Source organism: Pseudonocardia asaccharolytica DSM 44247 = NBRC 16224 (genome assembly GCF_000423625.1).
Lineage (GTDB): Bacteria > Actinomycetota > Actinomycetes > Mycobacteriales > Pseudonocardiaceae > Pseudonocardia > Pseudonocardia asaccharolytica.
The window spans coordinates 21,055-41,663 of the sequence record NZ_AUII01000002.1 but is presented as its reverse complement, the minus strand read 5'-3'; the positions used below and the strand labels follow the sequence as shown (position 1 = coordinate 41,663).

Annotated in this window: 18 protein-coding genes; 5 read left to right on the top strand and 13 right to left on the bottom strand. The window is 71.9% G+C overall.

Annotated elements, in window-relative coordinates; genetic code table 11:
• Positions 1–2 precede the first annotated feature (2 nt).
• Positions 3–965: a D-alanine--D-alanine ligase family protein gene (locus tag G567_RS0102265; RefSeq protein WP_028928688.1), complete on the bottom strand. Its 963-nt coding sequence runs from the start codon at positions 963–965 to the stop codon at positions 3–5.
• A 136-nt stretch (positions 966–1,101) separates the two neighbouring features.
• Positions 1,102–2,493 (bottom strand): aminotransferase-like domain-containing protein, encoded by a 1,392-nt coding sequence (locus G567_RS0102260; RefSeq protein ID WP_084795753.1) that lies wholly within the window; start codon positions 2,491–2,493, stop codon positions 1,102–1,104.
• Positions 2,494–2,674: 181 nt separating this feature from the next.
• On the opposite strand from G567_RS0102260, the gene G567_RS0102255 reads away from it, so the two are divergent.
• Positions 2,675–3,319: a GNAT family N-acetyltransferase gene (locus G567_RS0102255; protein ID WP_028928686.1), complete on the top strand. Its 645-nt coding sequence runs from the start codon at positions 2,675–2,677 to the stop codon at positions 3,317–3,319.
• A 27-nt stretch (positions 3,320–3,346) separates the two neighbouring features.
• Here G567_RS0102255 and G567_RS0102250 read toward each other — a convergent pair whose 3' ends face one another.
• The 8 genes from G567_RS0102250 to G567_RS0102215 form a co-directional block, all read right to left on the bottom strand.
• Positions 3,347–4,513: an N-acetylmuramoyl-L-alanine amidase gene (locus G567_RS0102250; protein WP_028928685.1), complete on the bottom strand. Its 1,167-nt coding sequence runs from the start codon at positions 4,511–4,513 to the stop codon at positions 3,347–3,349.
• A 194-nt stretch (positions 4,514–4,707) separates the two neighbouring features.
• Complete coding sequence (trxA, locus tag G567_RS0102245; RefSeq protein WP_028928684.1) at positions 4,708–5,037, bottom strand: thioredoxin; 330 nt, start codon at positions 5,035–5,037, stop codon at positions 4,708–4,710.
• 43 nt (positions 5,038–5,080) lie between these two features.
• Positions 5,081–6,085 carry a thioredoxin-disulfide reductase gene (gene trxB, locus G567_RS0102240; protein ID WP_028928683.1) on the bottom strand — a complete coding sequence of 335 codons (1,005 nt, stop codon included), beginning with the start codon at positions 6,083–6,085 and terminating at the stop codon, positions 5,081–5,083.
• A gap of 128 nt (positions 6,086–6,213) precedes the next feature.
• Entirely contained in the window at positions 6,214–6,867 is a 654-nt protein-coding gene (locus tag G567_RS0102235; RefSeq protein WP_028928682.1) for a hypothetical protein, read from the bottom strand.
• On the bottom strand, positions 6,864–7,415 hold the full coding sequence (gene sigM / locus G567_RS0102230; protein ID WP_028928681.1) for an RNA polymerase sigma factor SigM: 552 nt from the start codon (positions 7,413–7,415) through the stop codon (positions 6,864–6,866). The genes G567_RS0102235 and sigM overlap by 4 nt, the downstream gene beginning before the upstream one ends.
• A 76-nt stretch (positions 7,416–7,491) precedes the next feature.
• Positions 7,492–9,144, bottom strand: coding sequence for a protein kinase family protein (locus G567_RS0102225; protein WP_028928680.1), 1,653 nt, complete (start codon positions 9,142–9,144; stop codon positions 7,492–7,494).
• A gap of 131 nt (positions 9,145–9,275) precedes the next feature.
• Positions 9,276–11,684 (bottom strand): DUF6049 family protein, encoded by a 2,409-nt coding sequence (locus G567_RS0102220; protein ID WP_028928679.1) that lies wholly within the window; start codon positions 11,682–11,684, stop codon positions 9,276–9,278.
• Entirely contained in the window at positions 11,681–12,175 is a 495-nt protein-coding gene (locus tag G567_RS0102215) for an NUDIX domain-containing protein (protein WP_028928678.1), read from the bottom strand. Before G567_RS0102215 ends, G567_RS0102220 begins: the two co-directional genes overlap by 4 nt.
• A 193-nt stretch (positions 12,176–12,368) precedes the next feature.
• Here G567_RS0102215 and G567_RS0102210 point away from each other — a divergent pair, with 193 nt between their 5' ends.
• Positions 12,369–13,811, top strand: coding sequence for a CCA tRNA nucleotidyltransferase (locus G567_RS0102210; RefSeq protein WP_261763863.1), 1,443 nt, complete (start codon positions 12,369–12,371; stop codon positions 13,809–13,811).
• Positions 13,812–13,838: 27 nt separating this feature from the next.
• On the opposite strand, the gene G567_RS26325 is transcribed toward G567_RS0102210, so the two are convergent.
• Positions 13,839–15,218 carry an MFS transporter gene (locus G567_RS26325; RefSeq protein ID WP_084795752.1) on the bottom strand — a complete coding sequence of 460 codons (1,380 nt, stop codon included), beginning with the start codon at positions 15,216–15,218 and terminating at the stop codon, positions 13,839–13,841.
• A 43-nt stretch (positions 15,219–15,261) separates the two neighbouring features.
• Between G567_RS26325 and G567_RS0102200 the strand changes: the two genes are divergently transcribed.
• The gene (locus G567_RS0102200; RefSeq protein ID WP_084795751.1) at positions 15,262–15,855 is read left to right on the top strand and encodes a YqgE/AlgH family protein; all 594 of its coding nucleotides are present in this window, start codon (positions 15,262–15,264) and stop codon (positions 15,853–15,855) included.
• A 19-nt stretch (positions 15,856–15,874) separates the two neighbouring features.
• Here G567_RS0102200 and G567_RS0102195 read toward each other — a convergent pair whose 3' ends face one another.
• On the bottom strand, positions 15,875–16,372 hold the full coding sequence (locus G567_RS0102195; RefSeq protein WP_051232117.1) for a quercetin 2,3-dioxygenase: 498 nt from the start codon (positions 16,370–16,372) through the stop codon (positions 15,875–15,877).
• Positions 16,373–16,426: 54 nt separating this feature from the next.
• Between G567_RS0102195 and G567_RS0102190 the strand changes: the two genes are divergently transcribed.
• Complete coding sequence (locus G567_RS0102190; RefSeq protein ID WP_051232115.1) at positions 16,427–17,068, top strand: TetR/AcrR family transcriptional regulator; 642 nt, start codon at positions 16,427–16,429, stop codon at positions 17,066–17,068.
• 1 nt (position 17,069) lies between these two features.
• Here G567_RS0102190 and G567_RS0102185 read toward each other — a convergent pair whose 3' ends face one another.
• Positions 17,070–17,507 (bottom strand): SdpI family protein, encoded by a 438-nt coding sequence (locus G567_RS0102185; RefSeq protein WP_051232113.1) that lies wholly within the window; start codon positions 17,505–17,507, stop codon positions 17,070–17,072.
• A gap of 206 nt (positions 17,508–17,713) precedes the next feature.
• On the opposite strand from G567_RS0102185, the gene leuS reads away from it, so the two are divergent.
• Positions 17,714–20,602, top strand: coding sequence for a leucine--tRNA ligase (gene leuS, locus G567_RS0102180; RefSeq protein WP_169338703.1), 2,889 nt, complete (start codon positions 17,714–17,716; stop codon positions 20,600–20,602).
• Positions 20,603–20,609 lie beyond the last annotated feature (7 nt).

Genomic DNA, 20,609 nt, shown 5'->3' with positions numbered 1-20,609 from the left:
TTTCACGTGAAACAGCCGCCACGCCGGATCGCGCGTTCCACGAGCGCGGCGAACAGCTCGCCGAGCTCCATCCCGGCCGCCGCGACCGCGGTGGGCAGCAGCGACGTGTCGGTGAGACCTGGCGAGACGTTCACCTCGAGGATCTGAACGCGCCCCTCGGCGTCGACCACCGCGTCCATCCGGGAGAGATCGCGCAGACCGAGCAGCCGGTGGGCGGTGAGCGCGGTCTCCTCGAGGCGATCGAGGACCGCCCGATCGAGCCGGGCCGGACAGTGGAACTTCGTCGCCCCCTGCGTATAGCGGGCGGTGTAGTCGTAGAAGCCGCTCTGCATGTCGACCTCGACCGGCGGCAGTGCACGCGGCTCGGTACCGCCGTCGTGGACCACGGACACGGCGACCTCGATCCCGTCCACGAAACGCTCAGCCAGCACGGTGTCGGCGTAGGCGAGGCAACTGACCATCGCGGCCGGTAGCTCGTCGGCGTCCGTGACGACCTGAGCGCCGAGGGCCGAGCCACCCTGGTCGGGTTTGAGCATCAGCGGCAGGCCGAGCCGCTCGACCATCGCGTTGAGCACGGCGCGCGCGCCCAGCTCGCGAAACGTCGAATGCGGCAACACGATCCAGTCGGGGGTGTCCAACCCGGCCCTCGCGAGTTCGGCCTTGGCCGTCGGCTTGTCCCAGGCGCGTCGGCAGGCGGGAGCCGGGGTCCCCACGAACGAAACGCCGAGCAGCTCGAGAACGGCCTGGATCGCGCCGTTCTCCCCCTCTCCTCCGTGCAGGGCGATCACGACGGCATCCGGTCGGTCGAACCGAAGCCGCTCGATCAGGCTCGAATCGGCATCCCACTCGTGGACATCGATCCCGGTCGCGCGGAGCGCGGCGGCGAGCCTGCGCCCCGAGCGCAACGACACCTCGCGCTCGTGGGACAGGCCGCCGGTCAACACCGCGACGGTCCGCTGGTTCACGATTGCTCCTCGCTGGTCGACGGCTACCGGGGCAGCCGTGTCGGGCTCGCTCGGCGTGGATTCTCCGCCAGCGGAGAGCACCGGGAGACCTCGGGGCGTTTCACGTGAAACGGTGCCATCCGGCGCGCCCCGTCGGTCAGGCGGTATCCGGGGACGGCGACTGCGGGCCGCGCACCGCCCCCGACCGGGAGGGCGAGATCCGCGCCGGGGAGCCGAAGGTCCGCATGACGTCGAGCTCAGCCTCCAACACGCCACCCAGCCGGCGAACGCCCTCGGTGATGCGCTCCGGGGTCGGATAGCAATAGGACAGTCGCAGCTGCCGGCTGCCGAGCCCGTCCGCGTAGAAGCCGGTGCCGGATGCGTAGGCGACGCGGGCGGTGACCGCACGCGGCAGCATCGCCTTCGTGTCGACGCCCTCCGGAACGGTCAGCCACACATAGAACCCGCCGTCCGGCACGTTCCAGCGACAGTCGTCGGGCAGGTAGGTCTCCAGCGCGGACAGCATCGCGTCGCGCCGGTCACGGTACGCCTCGGTGAAGGTCTTGACCTGGCTGCGCCAGTCGTGCCCCTCGAGGTAGCGCGACACCAGCATCTGGTTGAAGCTCGGCGGGCACAGGGTGGCCGATTCCGCGGCCAGCACGAGCCGGTCGCGCACCGCGGGCGGGACGAGTGCCCAACCGACCCGCAGCCCGGAGGCGAAGGTCTTGGAGAACGAGCCGAGGTAGATCACCCCGGGGTCGAACGAGCGCAGCGCCGGGTAGATGCGCCCGGAGAAGCCGAGCAGGCCGTAGGGATTGTCCTCGATGACGCCGATGCCGTACCGCGCGCAGATCTCGAGTACCTCGGCACGCCGCTCGAGGGTCAGCGTGACCCCGGCGGGGTTGTGGAAGGTTGGAATCGTGTAGAGGAACTTGGGGGTGATCCCCTGCGCCGCGAGCGTCCGCACGGCGTCGCGCAGCAGCTCGGGAACCAGACCGTGCTCATCCATCCCGACGTGCACGACGCGCGCCTGGTAGGCGGCGAAGCTGCCGAGCGCTCCCACGTAGGAGGGGCCTTCGGCCAGCACGACGTCACCCGGATCGCAGAAGATCCGGGTGACGAGATCGAGGGCCATCTGCGAACCGACGGTGACGACGACGTCACCCGGATCGGCGTTGATCCCCTCCAGACGCATGACCTCGCAGATCTGCTCGCGCAACGCAGGGACACCCTGGGCCGATCCGTACTGCAGCGCCACCTGACCCTCGCGCCGGACGAGATCGGCGACCTCCGCGGACAGCGCCTCGAGGGGCAGCGCGGCCAGGTTAGGCATGCCGCCGGCGAGCGAGACCACCTCGGGCCGGCTGGCGACCGCGAACAACGCCCTGATCTCCGACGCCGCCATGCCCGCCGTTCGCGCCGCGAATCGCTCGGTGGGTGCGATCTCCGCCGCGGAACCCGAAGGCGGCACAGGCGGTTGCGGACCGGGCGCTGCGGGGGTCGGTATGGGCACGGGCGGAGCCTCCCCGGGCTGACGAGAAGATGACATCCGGACGGGCCGAGTGTAACCGGGACGGGGGACGATCCCGCTCTTCGCCGAGCCTGAGACACCGATCGCAGCATTCAAGCTGTCGGATCACTCCTGGATCGATCTATTGTCGGGTGCTGGCGCGTAGGGTGGCGGCAGTCTCGAGTCCATATGCAACCCGCTCAGCCGCCGGAGGTTGGTCTTGTCCTGGCACGTCGCGGGCATCACGCTGGATAATCTGGACGATCTACCCAAGCGCTGCCGCAGCTGCGTGTTCTGGGAGCTGTCCTCGCATCTCGGCGAGCAGGCCGCCGAGTTCGGGTCGACGGATCTGGAGAAGGAGGCCTGGGTCTCCGGCGTGCTGCTCGAGTGGGGTTCCTGCGGCAAGATCGTCTATGTCCGGGGCGAACCCGCGGGCTACGTGATGTACGCTCCGCCCTCGGCGGTCCCCCGCACCGCGGAGATGCCCACCGGCCCGGTCAGCGCCGATGCGGTGCTGCTGACCACCATGCAGGTCCGCCCGGAGTTCGCCGGCGAAGGCCTCGGCCGGATGCTTGCGCAGGCGGTCGTGAAGGATCTGACCCGGCGCGGGGTCAAGGCGATCGAGGTGTTCGGCGACGCTCGCCCCGGAACCGAACCCGGATGCGTCATCCCGGCGAAGTTCCTGCGTCACGTCGGGTTCAAGACCGTCCGCCCGCATCCGCGGTGGCCGCGGCTACGAATGGAACTTCGCGCGGCGTTGACGTGGAAGGAAGACGTCGAGGCGGCGCTCGAGCAGATCTTCGGCAGCGTGACGATCCCGATGCAGGCGAGCGCTCCTACGGAGTCGAGCGTTCCGGTCCGGTGATGTCCCCGGTCGGGGCCGCCGCGACGCTCACATCGCTCTGGCCTCGTTGCGGCCGAGCTCGCGAGCCAGGACGTCGGAGAAGGTGAACGTTCCGGTCGGCTGGTCGTTCTGGCCGAGCAGATAGAGCCGCTTGACCCCGACGAGGATGCCTTCGGCCACCACATCGCGGAACCCCGGATCGAGCAGCTTTCGTCGATCATCGAGATTGGTCAGGTACCCGACCTCGACGCGTACGGCAGGCATCCGGGTCAGCCGCAGCAGCTCCCAGGTCCGGGGCTGGCTGCAGCAGTCGAGCAGCGAGGTGCGGATGAGGAGCTCCCGCTGGATCAGACCGGCGAGCGCCTCCCCGACTGTCGACGTCGCGCCGGAGCCGTTACCGAAATGGAACGTCGCGAGACCTTCGGCCCGCATGCTGCGGTTCGCGTCGGTGTGCAGTGACAGCACCAGGTCGGCGCCCGCGGCGTTGGCGAACGCGGCCCGGTCACTCTCGGGGGGGCAGGAGTTCTCCTGGCGCGACAGCAACGCCTCCATCCCGGTGGCCGACATGCGCCCGACGAGCCGGCGAGCGAGATCCCACATCAGATCGGCCTCGGTGATCCCGGCCACGGTCACGCCGGTATCGGCGCCCCCGTGCCCGGGATCGATGACGATGCGTTTTCCGCGCAGCCGAGGACCTGCCCTGCGCAACAGCTCCTGCTCGCGCAGCAGACCCGGACGGCCGCCGGTCACCTTGCGGCCCAGCTGCCGCAGCGCCCGCAGCGTCTGCGGCCCGCAGACCCCGTCGGGGGTCAGTCCGTAGTCGCGCTGGAAGGCGCGCAACCCGTGCTCGGTCTGCTCGTCGAACACTCCACCAGGACGGCCGACGTCGTAGCCGAGCTCGAGGAGCCGCTCCTGCAGCGCGAAGACGTCGTCGCCGCTCATCGGTGCGGAGATCATCAAGGCGAGCATACGATCGCCCAGATTCCAGCGCGCCTCGCGCAGCGCGCGATACGTCGACGGCCCGATGATCCCGTCGGTGATGAGCCCGCGGCGCTGCTGGAACGCGCGGACGGCATCCTCGACGTCGCGATCGAACTGGGCGGCGGCGCCGTGATTCCGGCCACCCGGAACGTCGGGCAGCAATCCGTACCCCGTCAGCATCGTTCGGATCTCGGCGACTGCCGGACCGCTGTCCCCGCGGCGGAGCAGCTGCATGCACCCCTCGCTCGATTGTCGTGCCGCGCGAGCGGCGCCTTCCTGCCCTGCACGTCCTGGCCCCGGTTCGACCGCTGGCCGCAGCGCCCATTGTGCCCTGCCGACCCGCGGCCGGGGACGGCGGTGGGAAAAACACGCGTGTCCCGGCCGCAATCCGCGACCGGGACACGCCTCACCTACATCGTGTGGGTGAATCAGCCCAGATAGTCGGCCAGATCTGCAAGCAGCGCGGCCTTCGGCTTCGCGCCGACGATCTGCTTCACCGGTTTGCCGTCCTGGAACAGGATCATCGTGGGGATCGACATGACCTGGTAGTCACGGGCGGTGGCCGGGTTGGCGTCGATATCGAGCTTGGCGACCGTGAGCGAGTCGGCGTGCTCGCCTGCGATCTCGTCGAGGACCGGGGCAACCATCTTGCACGGACCGCACCAGGCCGCCCAGAAGTCGACCAGCACGGTCTTGTCGCTCTTCAGGACGTCGGCCTCGAACGAGGCGTCGGTGACGTCCACGGTGTTGTTGCCCATCAGAATCTTCCCTTCGCGAAGATGGTCATGCCGATATCGATGGTCAGCTCTTGCTGACGGCCGCGGCCTCGACCGGAGCGGAGCCGTAGCCCCCGCCGACGAGCTCGGCCGGAATCGGCGCCTCGGCGAGCCAGCGTTCGGCGTCGATCGCGGCGCTGCAACCCGAGCCGGCCGCGGTCACGGCCTGCCGGTAGGTGTGGTCGACGAGGTCGCCGCAGGCGAAAACGCCGGGGATCCGGGTTTTGGTGCTCGGCGCGGCCACCTTGATGTAGCCGCTCTCGTCGGTCTCCAGCACGTCACGCACGAGCTCGCTGCGCGGGTCATGACCGATCGCGACGAACATACCGGTCGCATCCAGGGTGGACTCCTCGCCGGACCTGGTGTCCCGCAGCCGCAGCTGCGTCACGCTGCCGTCACCGATGACCTCGACGATCTCGGCATTGGTCCGCCAACGGATCTTCGGGTCGTTCTCCGCCCGCTCGAGCATGATCTTCGAGGCGCGGAACTCGTCGCGCCGATGGATGATCGTCACGGTCCGGGCGAACCGGGTGAGGAACGTGGCCTCCTCCATCGCGGAGTCACCGCCGCCGACGACGGCGATGTCCTGGTCGCGGAAGAAGAACCCGTCACAGGTCGCGCACGAGCTCACGCCGTGGCCGAGCAGGGCCTGCTCGCCCGGAACGCCGAGGTAGCGAGCCGCGGCGCCCATCGCGAGGACGACCGCCCTCGCGCGGTAGATGACCCCGCTCGCCGTGACCTCCTTGATCTCCCCGGTCAGGTTCACGGCCTCGACGTCCTCGGGGCGCAGCTCGGCCCCGAAGCGCTTGGCCTGGCCGCGCATCTGCTCCATCAGCTCGGGGCCCATGATCCCGTCGGTGAAGCCGGGGTAGTTCTCCACGTCGGTCGTGGTCATCAACGCCCCACCGAACTGTGAGCCCTCGAACACCAGCGGGGCCAGCTGGGCCCGTGCGGCATAGATCGCCGCGGTGTATCCGGCCGGGCCGGATCCGATGATGATCAGCTCGTGCACCTTGTCGGTGGTGGTCACCGATGGCCTTCCTTCCTCGCCGGGTTCCGGCAGCGCTGCGGGCAGGTCTGCCGCTCGGTCGGCACAACGCGATCCTAGGAGCGGTCATTCCGGGTTCGGACGCTCGGTCACCGCTGGTATGACGGCGGTCACCGGGAAACGGTGCGCTCGGCGAGGACCGTGCCCCCCGCGGGCCCGCAGCCGCGGTCAACGACCAGCACCCGGAAGCTGCCGAGCGCACCGGTCGGGAGGACCAGCAGCGTCCCCGGCCGCTCGTCGAGCACCACCGGTCGTCCGCCCAGCACCGGCTCGTGCGGCCCCGGGACGCCGGCCGTGCGCAGGCAGGCAGCGCGCCGGGCGGCGTCGGTGAGCGGACCGAGATCGGTGGTGCCGATGGCGCCCGCGGCCACCGAAGGCAGCTCGGCCGCGTGCAGCGCGAGCGCGGGGCGTGGCCCGGCTACCGGTCCGGGGCCCACGATCCCGGCCGTCGTCGCGGCGAGGCCGACCAGCGTCGCGGCTGTGGCGAGGAGCCTGCGCCGGGTGTCGAGGAGCCTGCGGCGGGTCGCGGACGTCCGGCGGGCGGCCGCGGCATCCAGCGCGACGCGGAGCCGGGCGCGAACCGGGGGCGGCAGCGTCGGACGAGGTAGCGCGGCGAGCTCCGCGCGGGTGGCGGCGAGAGCGTCGAGGACGGCGGCCGCGTTCGGGTCGGCGGCGGCGCGGGCGCGCTCGGCGGCGGCCTCCTCCTGGTCCAGCAGCCCGGCGTCGAGCTCCGCGAGCCGGACCGGGTCGGGCGAGCCGGTCACCGATCCCCCTCCCGCAGATGGCCGAGCAACCGGGCGAGCCGGAGCCTGCCACGCGCGCAGCGGCTCTTCACCGTGCCCGGTGCGACCTGCAAGATCGTCGCGGCGTCGGCCACCGGCCACCCCTGCACGTCGACGAGCTCGATCGCCAGCCGCTGGTCCACGGGAAGCAGAGCCAGCGCCTCGTCCACGTCGAGCCGGGTGGTGACCTCCCGGACGGGGTCGTCGCGGCGGTCGGGCACGTCCCGCTCCGGCCAGGGTACGGTCGGGTGGGCCCGTTCGCGGCGGAGCCGGTCGATGCAGACGTTGACCAGGATGCGGTGCAGCCAAGTGGCGACGGCCGCCTCTCCGCGGAAGCCGTCGATCCGGCGGTAGGCCGCCACCAGCGCCTCCTGCACGGCGTCGGCGGCGTCGTCGGAGTGTCGCAAGGTCCGGACCGCCACCGCCCACATCCGATCCCCGTGCCGGCGCACGAGCTCGTCGAACGCCCGCCGATCCCCGCCCCGGTGGGCCGCGACCAGCTCGTGGTCGGAGCGGCTCGGCGCGGGCACGAGCCGGAGACTAGGTCGGCCCGCATGCCCCCCGTGGGCGTTTCGGAGAACTCGCCGTTTCGGAGAGCTCGACGCCTCAGTCGCCGACCCGCTGGAACCGCAGCTCGTTGATCTCGGTGGTGTTCTCCTCCCCACCACCACCGAGCTTGGTGATCCAGACCAGCAGATGCTGCACCGGCTGGCTGTCCGCCAGCGACACCGGTGTCACTCCCGGTCTCAGGGTGACCTGAGTGATCGGCACGGTCTCGTTGAACTTGGCATCGCCAGCGGTCGCCGAGCGGATCTGCACGACGCTGCCCGGGCTCGGCGAGTCGATCGACAGGCTCGACAGCTGCACCGCCGATGCGAACGAGACCATGATCCCGACACCCGGTTTGAGCGCGGGGAACTGCTGTTTGTAGGAGTACGTGCGCCAGCTCGTCGAGTTGTTGCCGTCGATCACCCGGGAGATGTGCCCGATGTTGTCGGGGCTCCCGGTGGGGTCGAAGACCTCGACGCCGGCGGCGGCCACCGACCTCCTCGTGTCATCGGCCGGGGTGGGTTCGTCGGCGGCGCCGGACGGCGGCACCGGATTGCTGATCACGATCCGCGGCCCCGGGGAGTCACCGAACATCGAGCCGAGCTGCACGCCCAGGTATCCGAGGACGATGAGCATGCCCGCACCGAGCACGGCCAGTCCGATCGCGAGCTTGCGGCGGCGTCCCGGGTCGGGAGTCGGTCTGCGGCGCCCGCCGTCCTGCCAGACGTCCTCCGGCTCGGGCGGTACGCCGTCGTGCACCGGCGGGAACAGCGCATTCCGATCGGCTTCGGCCAGTACCTCGGCGAGCGTCTGGTGCACCGCCGCCGCCGTGCGCACGCGCCCGACCGGGTCCTCGGACGAGCCGAGAGTGCCGCTGGTCAGCGCATCGAGCTCGATCGGCACCCCGGGCCGCAACGCCGACGGCGCGATCGGTCCGCTCCCGTCGGCGGCCCGTTCGGCCGTGGCCAGCCCGACGCGGGCAGCATCTGCGGCCGACAGCGGCCACGTCGAGGTGAGCAGCGCGTAGAGCAGCGCGCCGAGGCCGCGCACATCGTCGGCCGGGCTCAGGTCGGGACGGGTCAGCAGGAAACAGAGCTGGGCGCGTCCGTCGGGCGTGATCCGGATCCGCTGCGCGTCGTCGCAGCCGAGGGTGAGGCCCCGGTGGTGCGCGGCCTCCGCGGCGGCGGCCAGCGGCTCGACGATCCGGGCCGCCTTGAGCGGCCTGATCAGGCCACCCGAGACGAACTCGGTCAGGCTGTGGCCGGGCACCCATTCGGCGACCGCGGCGCCGAGGACGTCCGCGGGCATGCCTGCCGCGCCGGGGGCCAGCACATCCAGCAGCCGGGCACAGCCCGGATGTTCGAAGCAGCCCGCCCGCAGCGTGCGGACGATCATCTCGCCCGCACGGGCGGTGCCGTCGGGATCATCGGAATCCAGGTCGCCGGCGAGTCTGCGCAGCACGGTCACGGCGACGTCCCGCTGCAGCACGATGTCCTCGGCCTGCCAGAACTCGGCGCCCGTACGCGGTTCCGCGCCCACCCGGGCGTGCAGCCGGTAGCGGCCGACGAGCATCGACCCCGGCCCGGTCCGGATCGGCCCAGGACGCGGCGGGCGGCCGTTGCGGTCGTCGTCGACCCGGTTCTGCTCTGGCACCCTGGCGGCCGTCATGCTCCGCGCGATTGCGGGCGGCTGCTCCGTCTGCCCGCTCACCAGCGCTGACCTCCCCCCTCCGAGCAGCACGATCCCGCCCGGTCCCGACGCCCCGGAGCCAGGCTACGGCAGCGAAGCGTTTCGCGACGAGTTCGACGCGATCGGGGTAAGCAGAATCTCGTCAGGGCAGGTCAGGGGCGCTGGGTCGGCACCCGGGGCGGCGCTGCCGGTCCGGGCCCTGGACGCGTCGGGCGGGACGGGTCGGAGGCCGCCGGCCGGGGTGCGCCACCGCCGGGATCGGGCTCGACCGGGCGAAGGCGGGATGGCGCGGGCGCACCGCCCTTCCGGTGGTCCCGGCGCAGCATCCGGCGGACGACGAGCACCACGAGCAGCACCCCGGCGACCCCGGTCAGCCACACGGTGATCGTGCCGTAGGCCGTGGAGCGGACCTGCAGCCGGGTCGGCGGACCGAGCGCGCCGCCGTCCGGGGTACGCACCGTGGCATCGACCGCGAACTGTCCGGAGCGGGTGACCTCGGCGTTCACCCGGACCTGGATCCGACCCAATGGCGGCACCCGCTGCTGCGGGATCGGCGCCACCTTCAGGCCGGCGGTACTGCGGAGCTCGACCCGTACCTTCATCGCGACCGGGAGGCCGTTGGCGACGGTGAGCAGCAGCGGCGCCTCGTTGGTGCCCAGCGAATAGGGACCCGGCGGCTCGAGCACCCGCACCGAGGACCGCAGCTCACCGATCCGGTCGGAGATCAGGGTCATGCTCCGCTCGGCGAGATCGGGATACCCACGCCAGGCCGCGGATGTCGCCCGCAGCGTGGCCCGCATCACCGGGTCGAAGACCTCGGCCGGGCTGACCCCCACTCCCGGTTCGATCTCCGCGGCGCCGCGCAGCCGTTCCACCTCGTCACCGACGGTGCGGACCCTGTCGATCACGGCGGGCGGGATCTCGCGGGCGCCCGCGCGGACCGGATAGAACAGCCGCCGCGAACCGGAAGCCGCCGCCGGGCCCGTGGCAACCCCGGTCGCGAGCGCCCGCGGCTGCAGCAGCGTCTCGTCCAGCATCCGGCTGACAGCCGACAGCAGCGCGTCGGCGCCGGTCCCGTCGGCGGCCCACTGGTGTGGCGGGGCGAGGACGAGCGGGCCGCTCGCATCGGCCCTCGGGCCCTGCTGGGCCCGGAAGAGGAGCGCCCCGATGATGTCCTGCGTCGACAGGGGTGTCGACGTCCCGGCCGCGGTACTGGTCGTGGGAACGGCCCCGGTCTCGCTGTCGGAGTCTCGGGCCGAGCCCGGTCCGGCGTGCTCGACGGCGGCCCGGTTGAGCAGCGGATCGATGAGCACGGCGGTCTCGCCGGGCTGGGCGGCGGCGATGCGCACCACCCCGGTCGTCGTGGTGGTCCGGCTCCGCTCGATGCCCTCGGCGGAAAGCACGAACGTGCTGGTGGAGGCGGCGCTGGTGGTGCCGACGGCGGCAAGGGTGGGTTCGTCGAGCAGCCCGTCGACGGGCCAGAGCGTTCCGTCGAGAACGGGGGTGCCGAGCGCCTCGGTGAGCAGCTCGCGGCCGTCGGTCACGGCCTGCGCGGCGCGTTCCGTGAGACCACCGCGGGTGAGCGCGACGAGGTCCGCGTCGGCCATCGGCAGCGCGAGCACGCAGCTGCCGCGAGCGGTCGCGGCGAGCGCATCGAGCCAGCTGCCCGCCGCTGCCGCGCCCCGGCCCGGGGTACGGGTGCCGTCCGGAGCGCGGACCTGGTAGCCGTCGCGCATCGCGGCAGCCGTCTGGACCAGGTCCGGATCGACGGCGAGGCAGGTGGCCTCGCGCACCCGCGAACCGACCGGGGCGCGCTGGGCGAGCGCCGCGACGAGGCCGTTGAGCCGCCCCCCGGGAGCGAAGGAGTCGGCGAGGTCGTCATCGGTGAGGGTGGTGATCTCGCCGGGGACACCCGGAAGCCGCCGGGGCGCATCGGCGATCGGATAGAGCAGCGTGAAGGGCGTGGTCGGCGTCCGGGTGGAGGCGCTGCCGAGGGATGCGCCCGCGGCCGGGTCCGGGGGCAGCGACAGCACCGGGAGCAGCATGCGGACCGCGGCCAGCCGGGCCCGCGCACCGCCCGCGGGCATGCCGTTGACGTTGACGAGCAGCTCGTAGACGCCGGGCTGGGACAGCGCGAGACCGGTGCCGGGGTCGCCGCGTAGCGGCATGGTGAAGCGCACGGGGATGTGCTCACCCGGCACCAGCACTCCCGGGAGATCGGTGAACTGCGGGGTGACCGCATCGGCGGCCGCGCTGCCCTCGATCGCGGTGCGGATCTCGCCTTCGGTGCGCAACTCGTCCCCGCGCTGCAGCCGGATCTCGATCTCGTCGACGGCGACCGGCCCGTTGTTGACAAGCGTTCCGGCCACGGTGATCGTCTCCGGGCCGTCGGCGGTGACCAGTCGCGGTGTCACCTGTTCGAGGACGAGCGTGAGCGGCGAGCCGGATACCGGGGCCTCGGCGGGGGCGCCGAGCGCAGGCGTCGCGGCGCGCGCCGCACCGGTCAGCGGTCCGGCGAGCAGTAGCAGTGCGATCGCGGCCATGGCCGCGACCAGTCTCACGCCGTCTCCTCCAGCAGTTCGGTCGCCCGCCGGATCAGCCGACGTTCATCGGCGTAGGCCAGCAGGGATTCCAGTTCGTCCAGCGGCACCCATGCCACCTCGGACACCTCGACGTCGGAATCGGACAGCTCGCCGCCCAGCGCGCGCATCAGGAAGTGGTGCACGGTCTTGTGCACGCGGCGGTCCTCGGCGACGAACCAGAAGTCGATGGTGCCCAATGGTGCGACCACGCGGCCGATGATGCCGGTCTCCTCCTCGACCTCGCGCACCGCGGCCTCCTCGGCGGTCTCACCGGCCTCGATATGGCCCTTCGGGAGCGACCAGAGCAACCGGCCGCGACGGTCGAGGCGGCCGATCACGGCGGCCGTGCCGTGGTGGTGGTCGACGACGAGTCCACCGGCGGATGTCTCGGCCACCGTGCGCAGCCGACGGCGACGACTGTTCGGACGCCCCGCGCGGCGCCCTCCCGAGCGGCCGCGTGAGGTGGACATATGGCGATGGTAACGAGGACGCGAGGCCGCCCCATCGTGTACACACCGCGCAACCGGTGACCGGATCTGTGGCGCGGTGCCGCTGTGGGGCCGCCTACACTCGCCCGCCGTGTCTTCTTCACTGCTGATCCCCGGCAAGTCGGCGTTCGCGTCCGGACATTCGCAGGCCGCTCCGGACACCGAGACGGCGCAGTTGCGCCGTGCTCAGGAGAATGCGGTTGTGAAGATGCTCGATATCGCGCCGGTCGCCGACGAGCTCGCCGCGCGTTTCGTCGCCGCGGGGCATCGGCTCTACCTCGTCGGCGGCAGTGTCCGGGACGCGCTGCTGGGCCGCGACGAGGCCGATTCGCCGCGCGATTTGGACTTCACCACCGATGCCCGCCCCGCGCAGATCCTCGGGATCCTCGAGGGCTGGGCGGATGCGGTCTGGGAGACCGGTATCGATTTCGGGACCGTCGGTGCGCGCCGCCGCGGACATGTTCTGGAGATCACGACGTTCCGTGCCGACGCCTACGACCGCGTCGGTCGCAAGCCGGTCGTCGCGTTCGGCGACAACATCACCGACGACCTCGTGCGCCGCGACTTCAGCGTCAACGCGATGGCCGTGGAGCTGCACAGCTCGCCGGGCGAGCGGCGCTTCGTCGACCCGTACGGCGGGCTGGCCGCGCTGGCCCACGGCATTCTGGACACACCGGCGGCCCCGGAGGACTCCTTCGCCGACGATCCGCTGCGGATGCTGCGCGCCGCCCGGTTCGTCTCCCAGCTCGGTTTCACGCCCGCGCCCCGGGTGCAGCAGGCGATGACCGAGATGTCCGGTGAGCTCGCGCGGATCGCCGCGGAACGGGTGCAGGCGGAGTTCACCAAGCTCATGCTCGGTGATCACCCGCGGCGCGCGATCGAGCTGATGGTGGACACCCGGCTCGCGGAGCATGTCGTGCCGGAGGTGCCCGCGATGCGGCTGGCCGTCGACGAACACATGCAGCACAAGGATGTGTACACGCATTCGCTGGTCGTCATGGAGCAGGCGATCCAGCGCGAGACCGACGGGCCCGACCTGGTGCTGCGGCTCGCCGCGCTACTGCACGACATCGGCAAGCCTGCGACCCGACGATTCGAGGCCGACGGGCGGGTCAGCTTCCACCACCACGAGGTGGTCGGGGCGAAGATGGCCCGCAAGCGGTTGCGTGAGCTGAGGTTTCCCAAGTCCGTCATCGACGATGTCGCCCAGCTCGTCTACCTGCACCTGCGATTCCACGGGTACGGCAAGGGCGAGTGGACCGACTCGGCGGTGCGCCGCTACGTCACCGACGCCGGACCCCTGCTCGATCGGCTGCACAGGCTGGTGCGATCGGACTGCACGACGCGCAACAGGCGGCGGGCGGCCGCATTGCAGCGCAGCTACGACTCTCTGGAAGAGCGGATCGAGGCGCTGCGCAAGCAGGAGGAGCTCGACGCGATCCGGCCCGACCTCGACGGCAACGAGATCATGGAGCTGCTGGGGATCCCGCCCGGCCCGTTGGTCGGGAAGGCCTACAAGCACCTGCTCGCGGTGCGGATGGAGCGTGGCCCGCTGGAGCGGGGCGAGGCCGAGGCCGAGCTGCGCCACTGGGCCGCGGAGCACGGCGTGGCGCGCTGAGCGTCCGAGGTACGGCGCTTGCGCCGCTCAAGTGACGTTCGGTGGCGCTTGCGCCGCTCGAGTGCCGGGGCGGCCGCCGACCCGGAGGCGTCGCAGCTGCCAGTCGTGTGCCGCCAGCCCCGCCAGGTAGACCCCGAAGGCCGCGACCAGCAGCCAGGGGGCCCAGCCATCCGGTGGGCTGAGCAGCGCCGCGGCGGCCACCGCGACGACGTAGCAGACGTTGAACACCGCGTCGTAGAGCGCGAACACCCGGCCGCGAACGGCGTCGCCCGCCTCGCACTGCACCGCCGCGTCGGCGCACAGCTTGACGATCTGGCCCGCCGTACCGAGCAGGAACGCCGCCGCGAGGACGGTGGGCAGGCTGAGCGTGGCGGCCAGGCCGAGCTGCGTCACCGCCGCCGCGACCACGGCGATCCGCACGGTGCGTGCCCGGCCGCACCGGCGCACCAGCCACGGGGTGAGCAGCGCCGCGGCGCCGAGCCCGAGAGCGGCGAGCAGGACCGCCTCACCGACTCCGGCCATGCCGGTGCGCAGCACGCCCTCGTCGGTGAACGCGTGCCGGAACAGCAACAGCGAGAGGAGGGTGTTGAGGCCGAACGCGAGCCGGTGCGCGGCCAGCGCGAGGAACGACCCGGCGACGGTCGGGGTCGCCGCGGTGGCGCGCGCCCCGTCGGCCAATCCGAGGGCCACCGCGAGCAGGGCGCGGCTCGGTTCGTCGGTCTCGTCGGGCCCGAGCAGCCTGCGGCGGAACCCGGCCGCGATTCCGGCCGCGCAGATCGATCCGGTCAGGGCGATGGCCGTCACCACGGCCGAGCCCGCATCACCCGCGCCGATGACGACGCGCAGCGCGATCGCGGTCGCGCCGCCGAGGGCTGCCGCGGCCGCCCCCGCGGTGGCCGCGACGACATTGGCCTCCACCAGATGTCGCGGATGGACGACGTGCGGCAGTGCCGCCGACAGCCCGGACAGCACGAACCGGCTCACCCCCGCCACCGCGAGGGCGCCCAGGTACAGCGGCGCATCGGCGACCCCTGTACCGACCAGCACGGCCACCAGCGCGACCAGCGCGGCGCGCAGCAGGTTGGCGACCAGCAGGACGCGGCGCCGGTCCCAGCGGTCGAGCAGCGCGCCCGCGAACGGGCCGATCAACGAGTACGGCAGCAGCATCACCGCGAGCCCGGCCGCGACGGCGATCGGATCGGCTTGGCGCTCGGGGTTGAACAGCACGGCACCGCCGAGTGCGGCCTGAAACATGCCGTCGCCGAACTGCGCGGTGAGCCGCACTCCCAGCAGTCTGCGGAACCCACTCCCGCGCACCAACCCGACGAAACCGAGCTTCTCGGTGCTCGGTGCGGCCGTCCCGGGGTGCGCCCTGTCCTGCGTCGGAGTCGGGGGCGACGTAGGCACGGCCTGAAGGCTACTGGCCGCGGGCGGATGCGAACATGGATCCGTGAGGGACGACCGGGCCGGCGCCGGTGCCACGGTTCCGGTGGCGCCGGGCACGTTGCTGGTGGCGTCGCCCGGGCTGGGCGACGCCAACTTCCGGCGGACCGTCGTGTACATGATCGAGCATCGCGAGCAGGGCAGCCTTGGCGTCGTGCTCAACCGGCCGAGCGAGGTCGAGGTGCGGGACGTGCTGCCGTCCTGGGCACCGCTGTCGTCGCGGCCGCAGTCGGTGTTCGTGGGCGGACCGGTGGACGGGCGCACCGCCCTGTGCCTGGCCACCCTGCGCACCGGCCAGACCACGAACGGGCTGACCGGGCTCGTCGCCGTGCGCGCCCCGGTGGCGCTGGTCGACCTGGAGAGTGATCCGGCCGCGCTGGCCCCCCGGCTGCGTGGGCTGCGGGTGTTCGCGGGCTACGCCGGATGGGAGGCCGGACAGCTGCGCGAGGAGATCGACCGCGGCGACTGGTTCGTGGTTCCGGCGTTGCCCGACGACATCCTCACCGGCCGGCACAGCGATCTGTGGGGTCAGGTGCTGCGCCGCCAGGGCGCGCCGCTTGCGCTGCTGGCGACCTTCCCCGCCGAGGTCGGCCTCAACTGAGGTCTCGCGGCGTGGCCTCTCATCCGCGGGGAGTGGGCACACCCAACGGGGGACCGGTGATCTCGGTGTCGAAGCGGCTGGCGGCCGCGGCCAGCCGCGGCACATCGGGCAGAGACGGCACCGGCAGACCGGGACCGGCCGCGGGCGTGCCGACGGCGGCCACGAACTGCTCGAACCCGCCAGGGCTGGTGATCTGCAGCGCCCGCACGGGCTCTGCCGAGCTCACCACGAACGCGTGTGGCACCGCCCGCGGCAGAAAGACGAATCCGCCCGGGCCGACCTCCCACACGTCGTCCCCGCACTCGACGCGCAGGTCGCCATCGAGCACCAGGAACGCCTCGTCCTCGACCTTGTGGACGTGGCGGGGCGGGCCGAAGCCGGCGGGCGCGGCGAACTCGAGGAGCGTATAGGCGCCGGCGGTACGCGCGGTCTCGGCTTTGACGGTCATGCGGGTGCCGAGGAACCACCACGCCTCACCCGCGCCGTCCACCAGGTGCTGCCCACGGACCAATGACACGCCGACCTCCAGATAGACTAGAAGTCTGATTAGTTAGACTGGGAGTCTAAGACTGTGGCCGGGTCTGTCAAGCGGCGGCGCTACCGCTCGACGATCCCGCGCGGCCAGGCCCGCGCCGCCGTCCTCGCCGCCGCGGGCCGCCTTTTTGCCGAACGGGGATTCCAGGCGACGTCGATCGAGGACATCGCGGCCGCGGCCGGGGTCGCCCGCCCGACGGTGTTCACCGCCGTGGGCGGCAAGAGCGTGATCCTCAAGGAGGTCGTCGACATCGCGCTCGCGGGCGACGAGGAGGAGGTCGCCGTCAGCGACCGGCCCTGGTTCCGGGAGATGATCGACCAGCCCGACCCGCGCCGGATGCTGCGGCTGCACGCCCGCAACATCCGCACCATGTACGAGCGCGTGGCGGGCGTGTACTGCGCCGTGGAGGCAGCGGCGGCCGCCGCCGACCCGGAGGCGGGCGCGCTCTGGGAGACGCTGCAGGCCCAGCGCCTGGCCGGATCACGCACCGTGGCCGCGGCGCTCACGGGCAAGGCGACGCTGCGCGCCGGGTACGACGAGGAGGCCGTTACCGACACGCTGTGGTCCCTCGGGGCGCCGATGATCTATCGCAAGGTAGTGCTGGAGCGCGGCTGGTCGCCCCAGCGGTATGAGGAGTGGATCGCCGACGCGCTGTGCCGAATGTTCCTGCCGGACTGATTCAGCCGGACGACTCGGCCGGGCGGCAGCCCGCCACGAGGTCGCAGCCCGCGCACACCCCGCCGCACGCCGGTGGCTCCGGCTCGGCGGCGGCGAGCCGGGCGGCGGACCGGTCCCCCAGCGCCCCGCCCAGCCCGGTGAGCACGAGGCTCCCGGCCCCGGCCACGATCAGCAGCACCCAGCTCGCCATGCCGGGCGCGCCGGCGAGCAGCGCCGCTCCGCCGGCGATCCCGACCGCACCGGCCGCCCCGATGAGCGGCGCGGCCACCCGGTTGGCCAGCGTGAAGGTCTGCTCCGAGCGCAGCGTCGCGGCGGTTCGCACCCCGGCGAACCGGTTGCGGGGAAGCCGGCCGCGGGCTCCGAGAAGGGCGACGGTGAGCAACAGCACACCGGCGGCGACGAGGACGGCACCGAGGATCAGGCGGGCGAGTTCGGGCACCCGGCCAGGGTAAGCCAGCCCGTTCGGGGCGCTCCGGCCAGCGGCGTTACGCTGGAGGACGTGCAGGCGGCCCGACTTACCGAGGTCGCGCCGAGCTGAACCAGCGCCGGCGCGACGACCCCTGTGCCCGTCGGGCCGGGGTTCCTTGATTCGGTACTGATCGGCGGTTACGTCACGGCCGTCACGAGCCTCGAGGTGAGCGGGAGATGACCACGGACACCACCACGCAGCGTGCTGTGGCCGACGGCGTGGAGGCGGAGGCCCCGCCGTTTCGCTACGGCCCGGCGCTGGCCGCCCGGATCGAACACAAGTGGCAGCGGCGGTGGGAGTCCGAGGGAACGTTCCACTCGCCCAACCCCGGCGAGCCGGGCGCCGACCGGGACAAGACCTACCTGCTGGACATGTTCCCCTACCCGTCCGGATCCGGGCTGCACGTCGGGCACCCGCTCGGCTTCATCGGCACCGACGTGCTGGGCCGCTACCTGCGGATGACCGGCCGCAACGTGCTGCACGCGATGGGCTTCGACGCGTTCGGCCTGCCCGCCGAGCAGTATGCGGTGCAGACCGGCACGCATCCGCGCGTCACCACCGAGGCCAATATCCAGCGGTACAAGGCGCAGCTGCGCCAGCTGGGCCTCGCCCACGACGAGCGGCGTTCGGTCGCCACCACCGACGTCGAATTCTACCGCTGGACGCAGTGGATCTTCCTGCAGATCTACAACGCCTGGTACGACGAGGAGCGGCAGAAGGCTCGGCCGATCGCCGAGCTGGAGGCCGAGTTCGCGAGCGGGGCCCGGCGCACCCCGGACGGGCGCGACTGGGCCGGGTTGAGCTCGGTCGAGCGGCGCCGGATGATCGACTCCTACCGGCTCGCCTACGTCTCCGAGGCGCCGGTGAACTGGTGCCCCGGGCTGGGCACGGTGCTGGCCAACGAGGAGGTCACCGCCGAGGGCCGCAGTGAGCGGGGTAACCTCCCCGTCTTCCGCCGCAACCTCAAGCAGTGGATGATGCGGATCACCGCCTATGCCGACCGGCTGGCTGCCGACCTGGACCGGCTGGACTGGCCGGACTCGGTGAAGTCGATGCAGCGCAACTGGATCGGCCGCTCCGAGGGGGCGAGGGTGCGCTTCCCGGTCGTGGGCACGGACGCCTCGATCGAGGTCTTCACCACACGTCCCGACACGCTGTTCGGGGCCACCTACATGGTGCTGGCGCCGGAGCACCCGCTGGTCGACGCGATCACGCCGCCGGCCTGGTCGTCCGATGTGGACCCCCGCTGGACCGGTGGGTCCGGCACCCCGCGGGAGGCCGTCGCCGGCTACCGGGACGCCGCCGCGCGCAAGTCCGAGCTGGACCGCCAGGAGAGCAGGGACAAGACCGGTGTGTTCACCGGTGGCTACGCCACGAACCCGGTCACCGGCGAGCCGATCCCGGTCTTCGTCGCCGACTACGTCCTGATGGGCTACGGCACCGGCGCGATCATGGCGGTGCCCGGCCAGGACCAGCGCGACTGGGACTTCGCCGCCGCGTTCGGCCTGCCGATCGTGCGCACCGTCTCCCCGCCCGCAGGGTGGGAGGGTGAGGCGTACGCCGGCGAGGGCCGCGCGATCAACTCCGCGAACGACGAGATCAGCCTGGACGGCTTCGGTGTCGCCGAAGCCAAGGCCCGCATCACCGACTGGCTGGTGGCCCGCGGCGAGGGCGAGGCCGTGGTCCAGTACAAGCTGCGCGACTGGTTGTTCTCCCGGCAGCGGTACTGGGGTGAGCCGTTCCCGATCGTCTGGGACGCCGACGGCCTACCCGTCGCTCTGCCCGAGTCGCAGCTGCCGATCGAGCTGCCCGATGTCGACGACTACTCACCCAAGATCTACGACCCGGGGACGGCCGACACCGAGCCGGAGCCGCCGCTGTCCCGCGCGACCGACTGGGTCGAGGTCGAGCTCGACCTTGGCGACGGACCGCGCCGCTACCGCCGCGAGACGAACACGATGCCGCAGTGGGCCGGCTCCTGCTGGTACTACCTGCGCTACCTGGACCCGGACAACGACCGGTGCTTCGTCGACCCGAAGGTCGAGCAGTACTGGCTGGGCAAGGACCCGGCGCAGCCGGGCGACCCCGGCGGCGTCGATCTGTACGTCGGTGGCGTCGAGCATGCGGTGCTGCACCTGCTGTACGCGCGGTTCTGGCACAAGGTGCTGTTCGACCTCGGCCATGTCAGCTCCGAGGAGCCGTTCCGCAGGCTGTTCAACCAGGGCTATATCCAGGCCTACGCCTACACCGACGCCCGTGGCGCATACGTGCCGGCCGAGGAGGTCGTCGAGGATCCCGACGTCGAAGGGCCGGGGCGTTTCACGTGGAACGGGCAGCCGGTCAACCGGGAGTACGGGAAGATGGGCAAGTCGCTGCGCAACGTGGTGACGCCCGACGAGATGTGCGAACGCTTCGGCGCCGACACGTTCCGCCTCTACGAGATGTCGACGGGTCCGATGGATGTCTCGCGGCCGTGGTCCACCCGGGATGCGGTGGGTTCGCTGCGGTTCCTGCAGCGAGTGTGGCGCAACCTGGTCGATGAGCAGACCGGCCGCCCGCACGTCGTGGAGGTCGACGAGGTCGAGCCCGAGACCCTGCGCGCGCTGCACAAGGCCATTGCCGGGGTGCACGTCGACTTCGTGGCGCTGCACTTCAACACGGCCGCGGCCAAGTTGATCGAGCTGAACAACCACCTCACGAAGTCCTACGCACCGGGGTCGGGCCGGGGCGTGCCGCGCGCCGTGGCGGAGCCACTGGTGCTGATGCTCGCCCCACTGGCCCCGCATATCGCCGAGGAGCTGTGGTCGATCCTCGGCCATGAGCAGACGCTGGCCTACGAGCCGTTCCCGGAGGCCGACGAGCGGTATCTGGTGGCCGAGACGATCGAGTATCCGATCCAGGTCAACGGCAAGGTGCGGTCGCGGATCACGGTCGCGGCCGACGCCGGACCGGACGCCGTCGAGCGGGCCGCGCTGGCCGACGAGAAGATCGCGGCCCTGCTGGACGGCCGGGAGCCGCGCAAGGTCATCGTGGTGCCCGGGCGGCTGGTCAACGTCGTCGGCTGAACCAGGG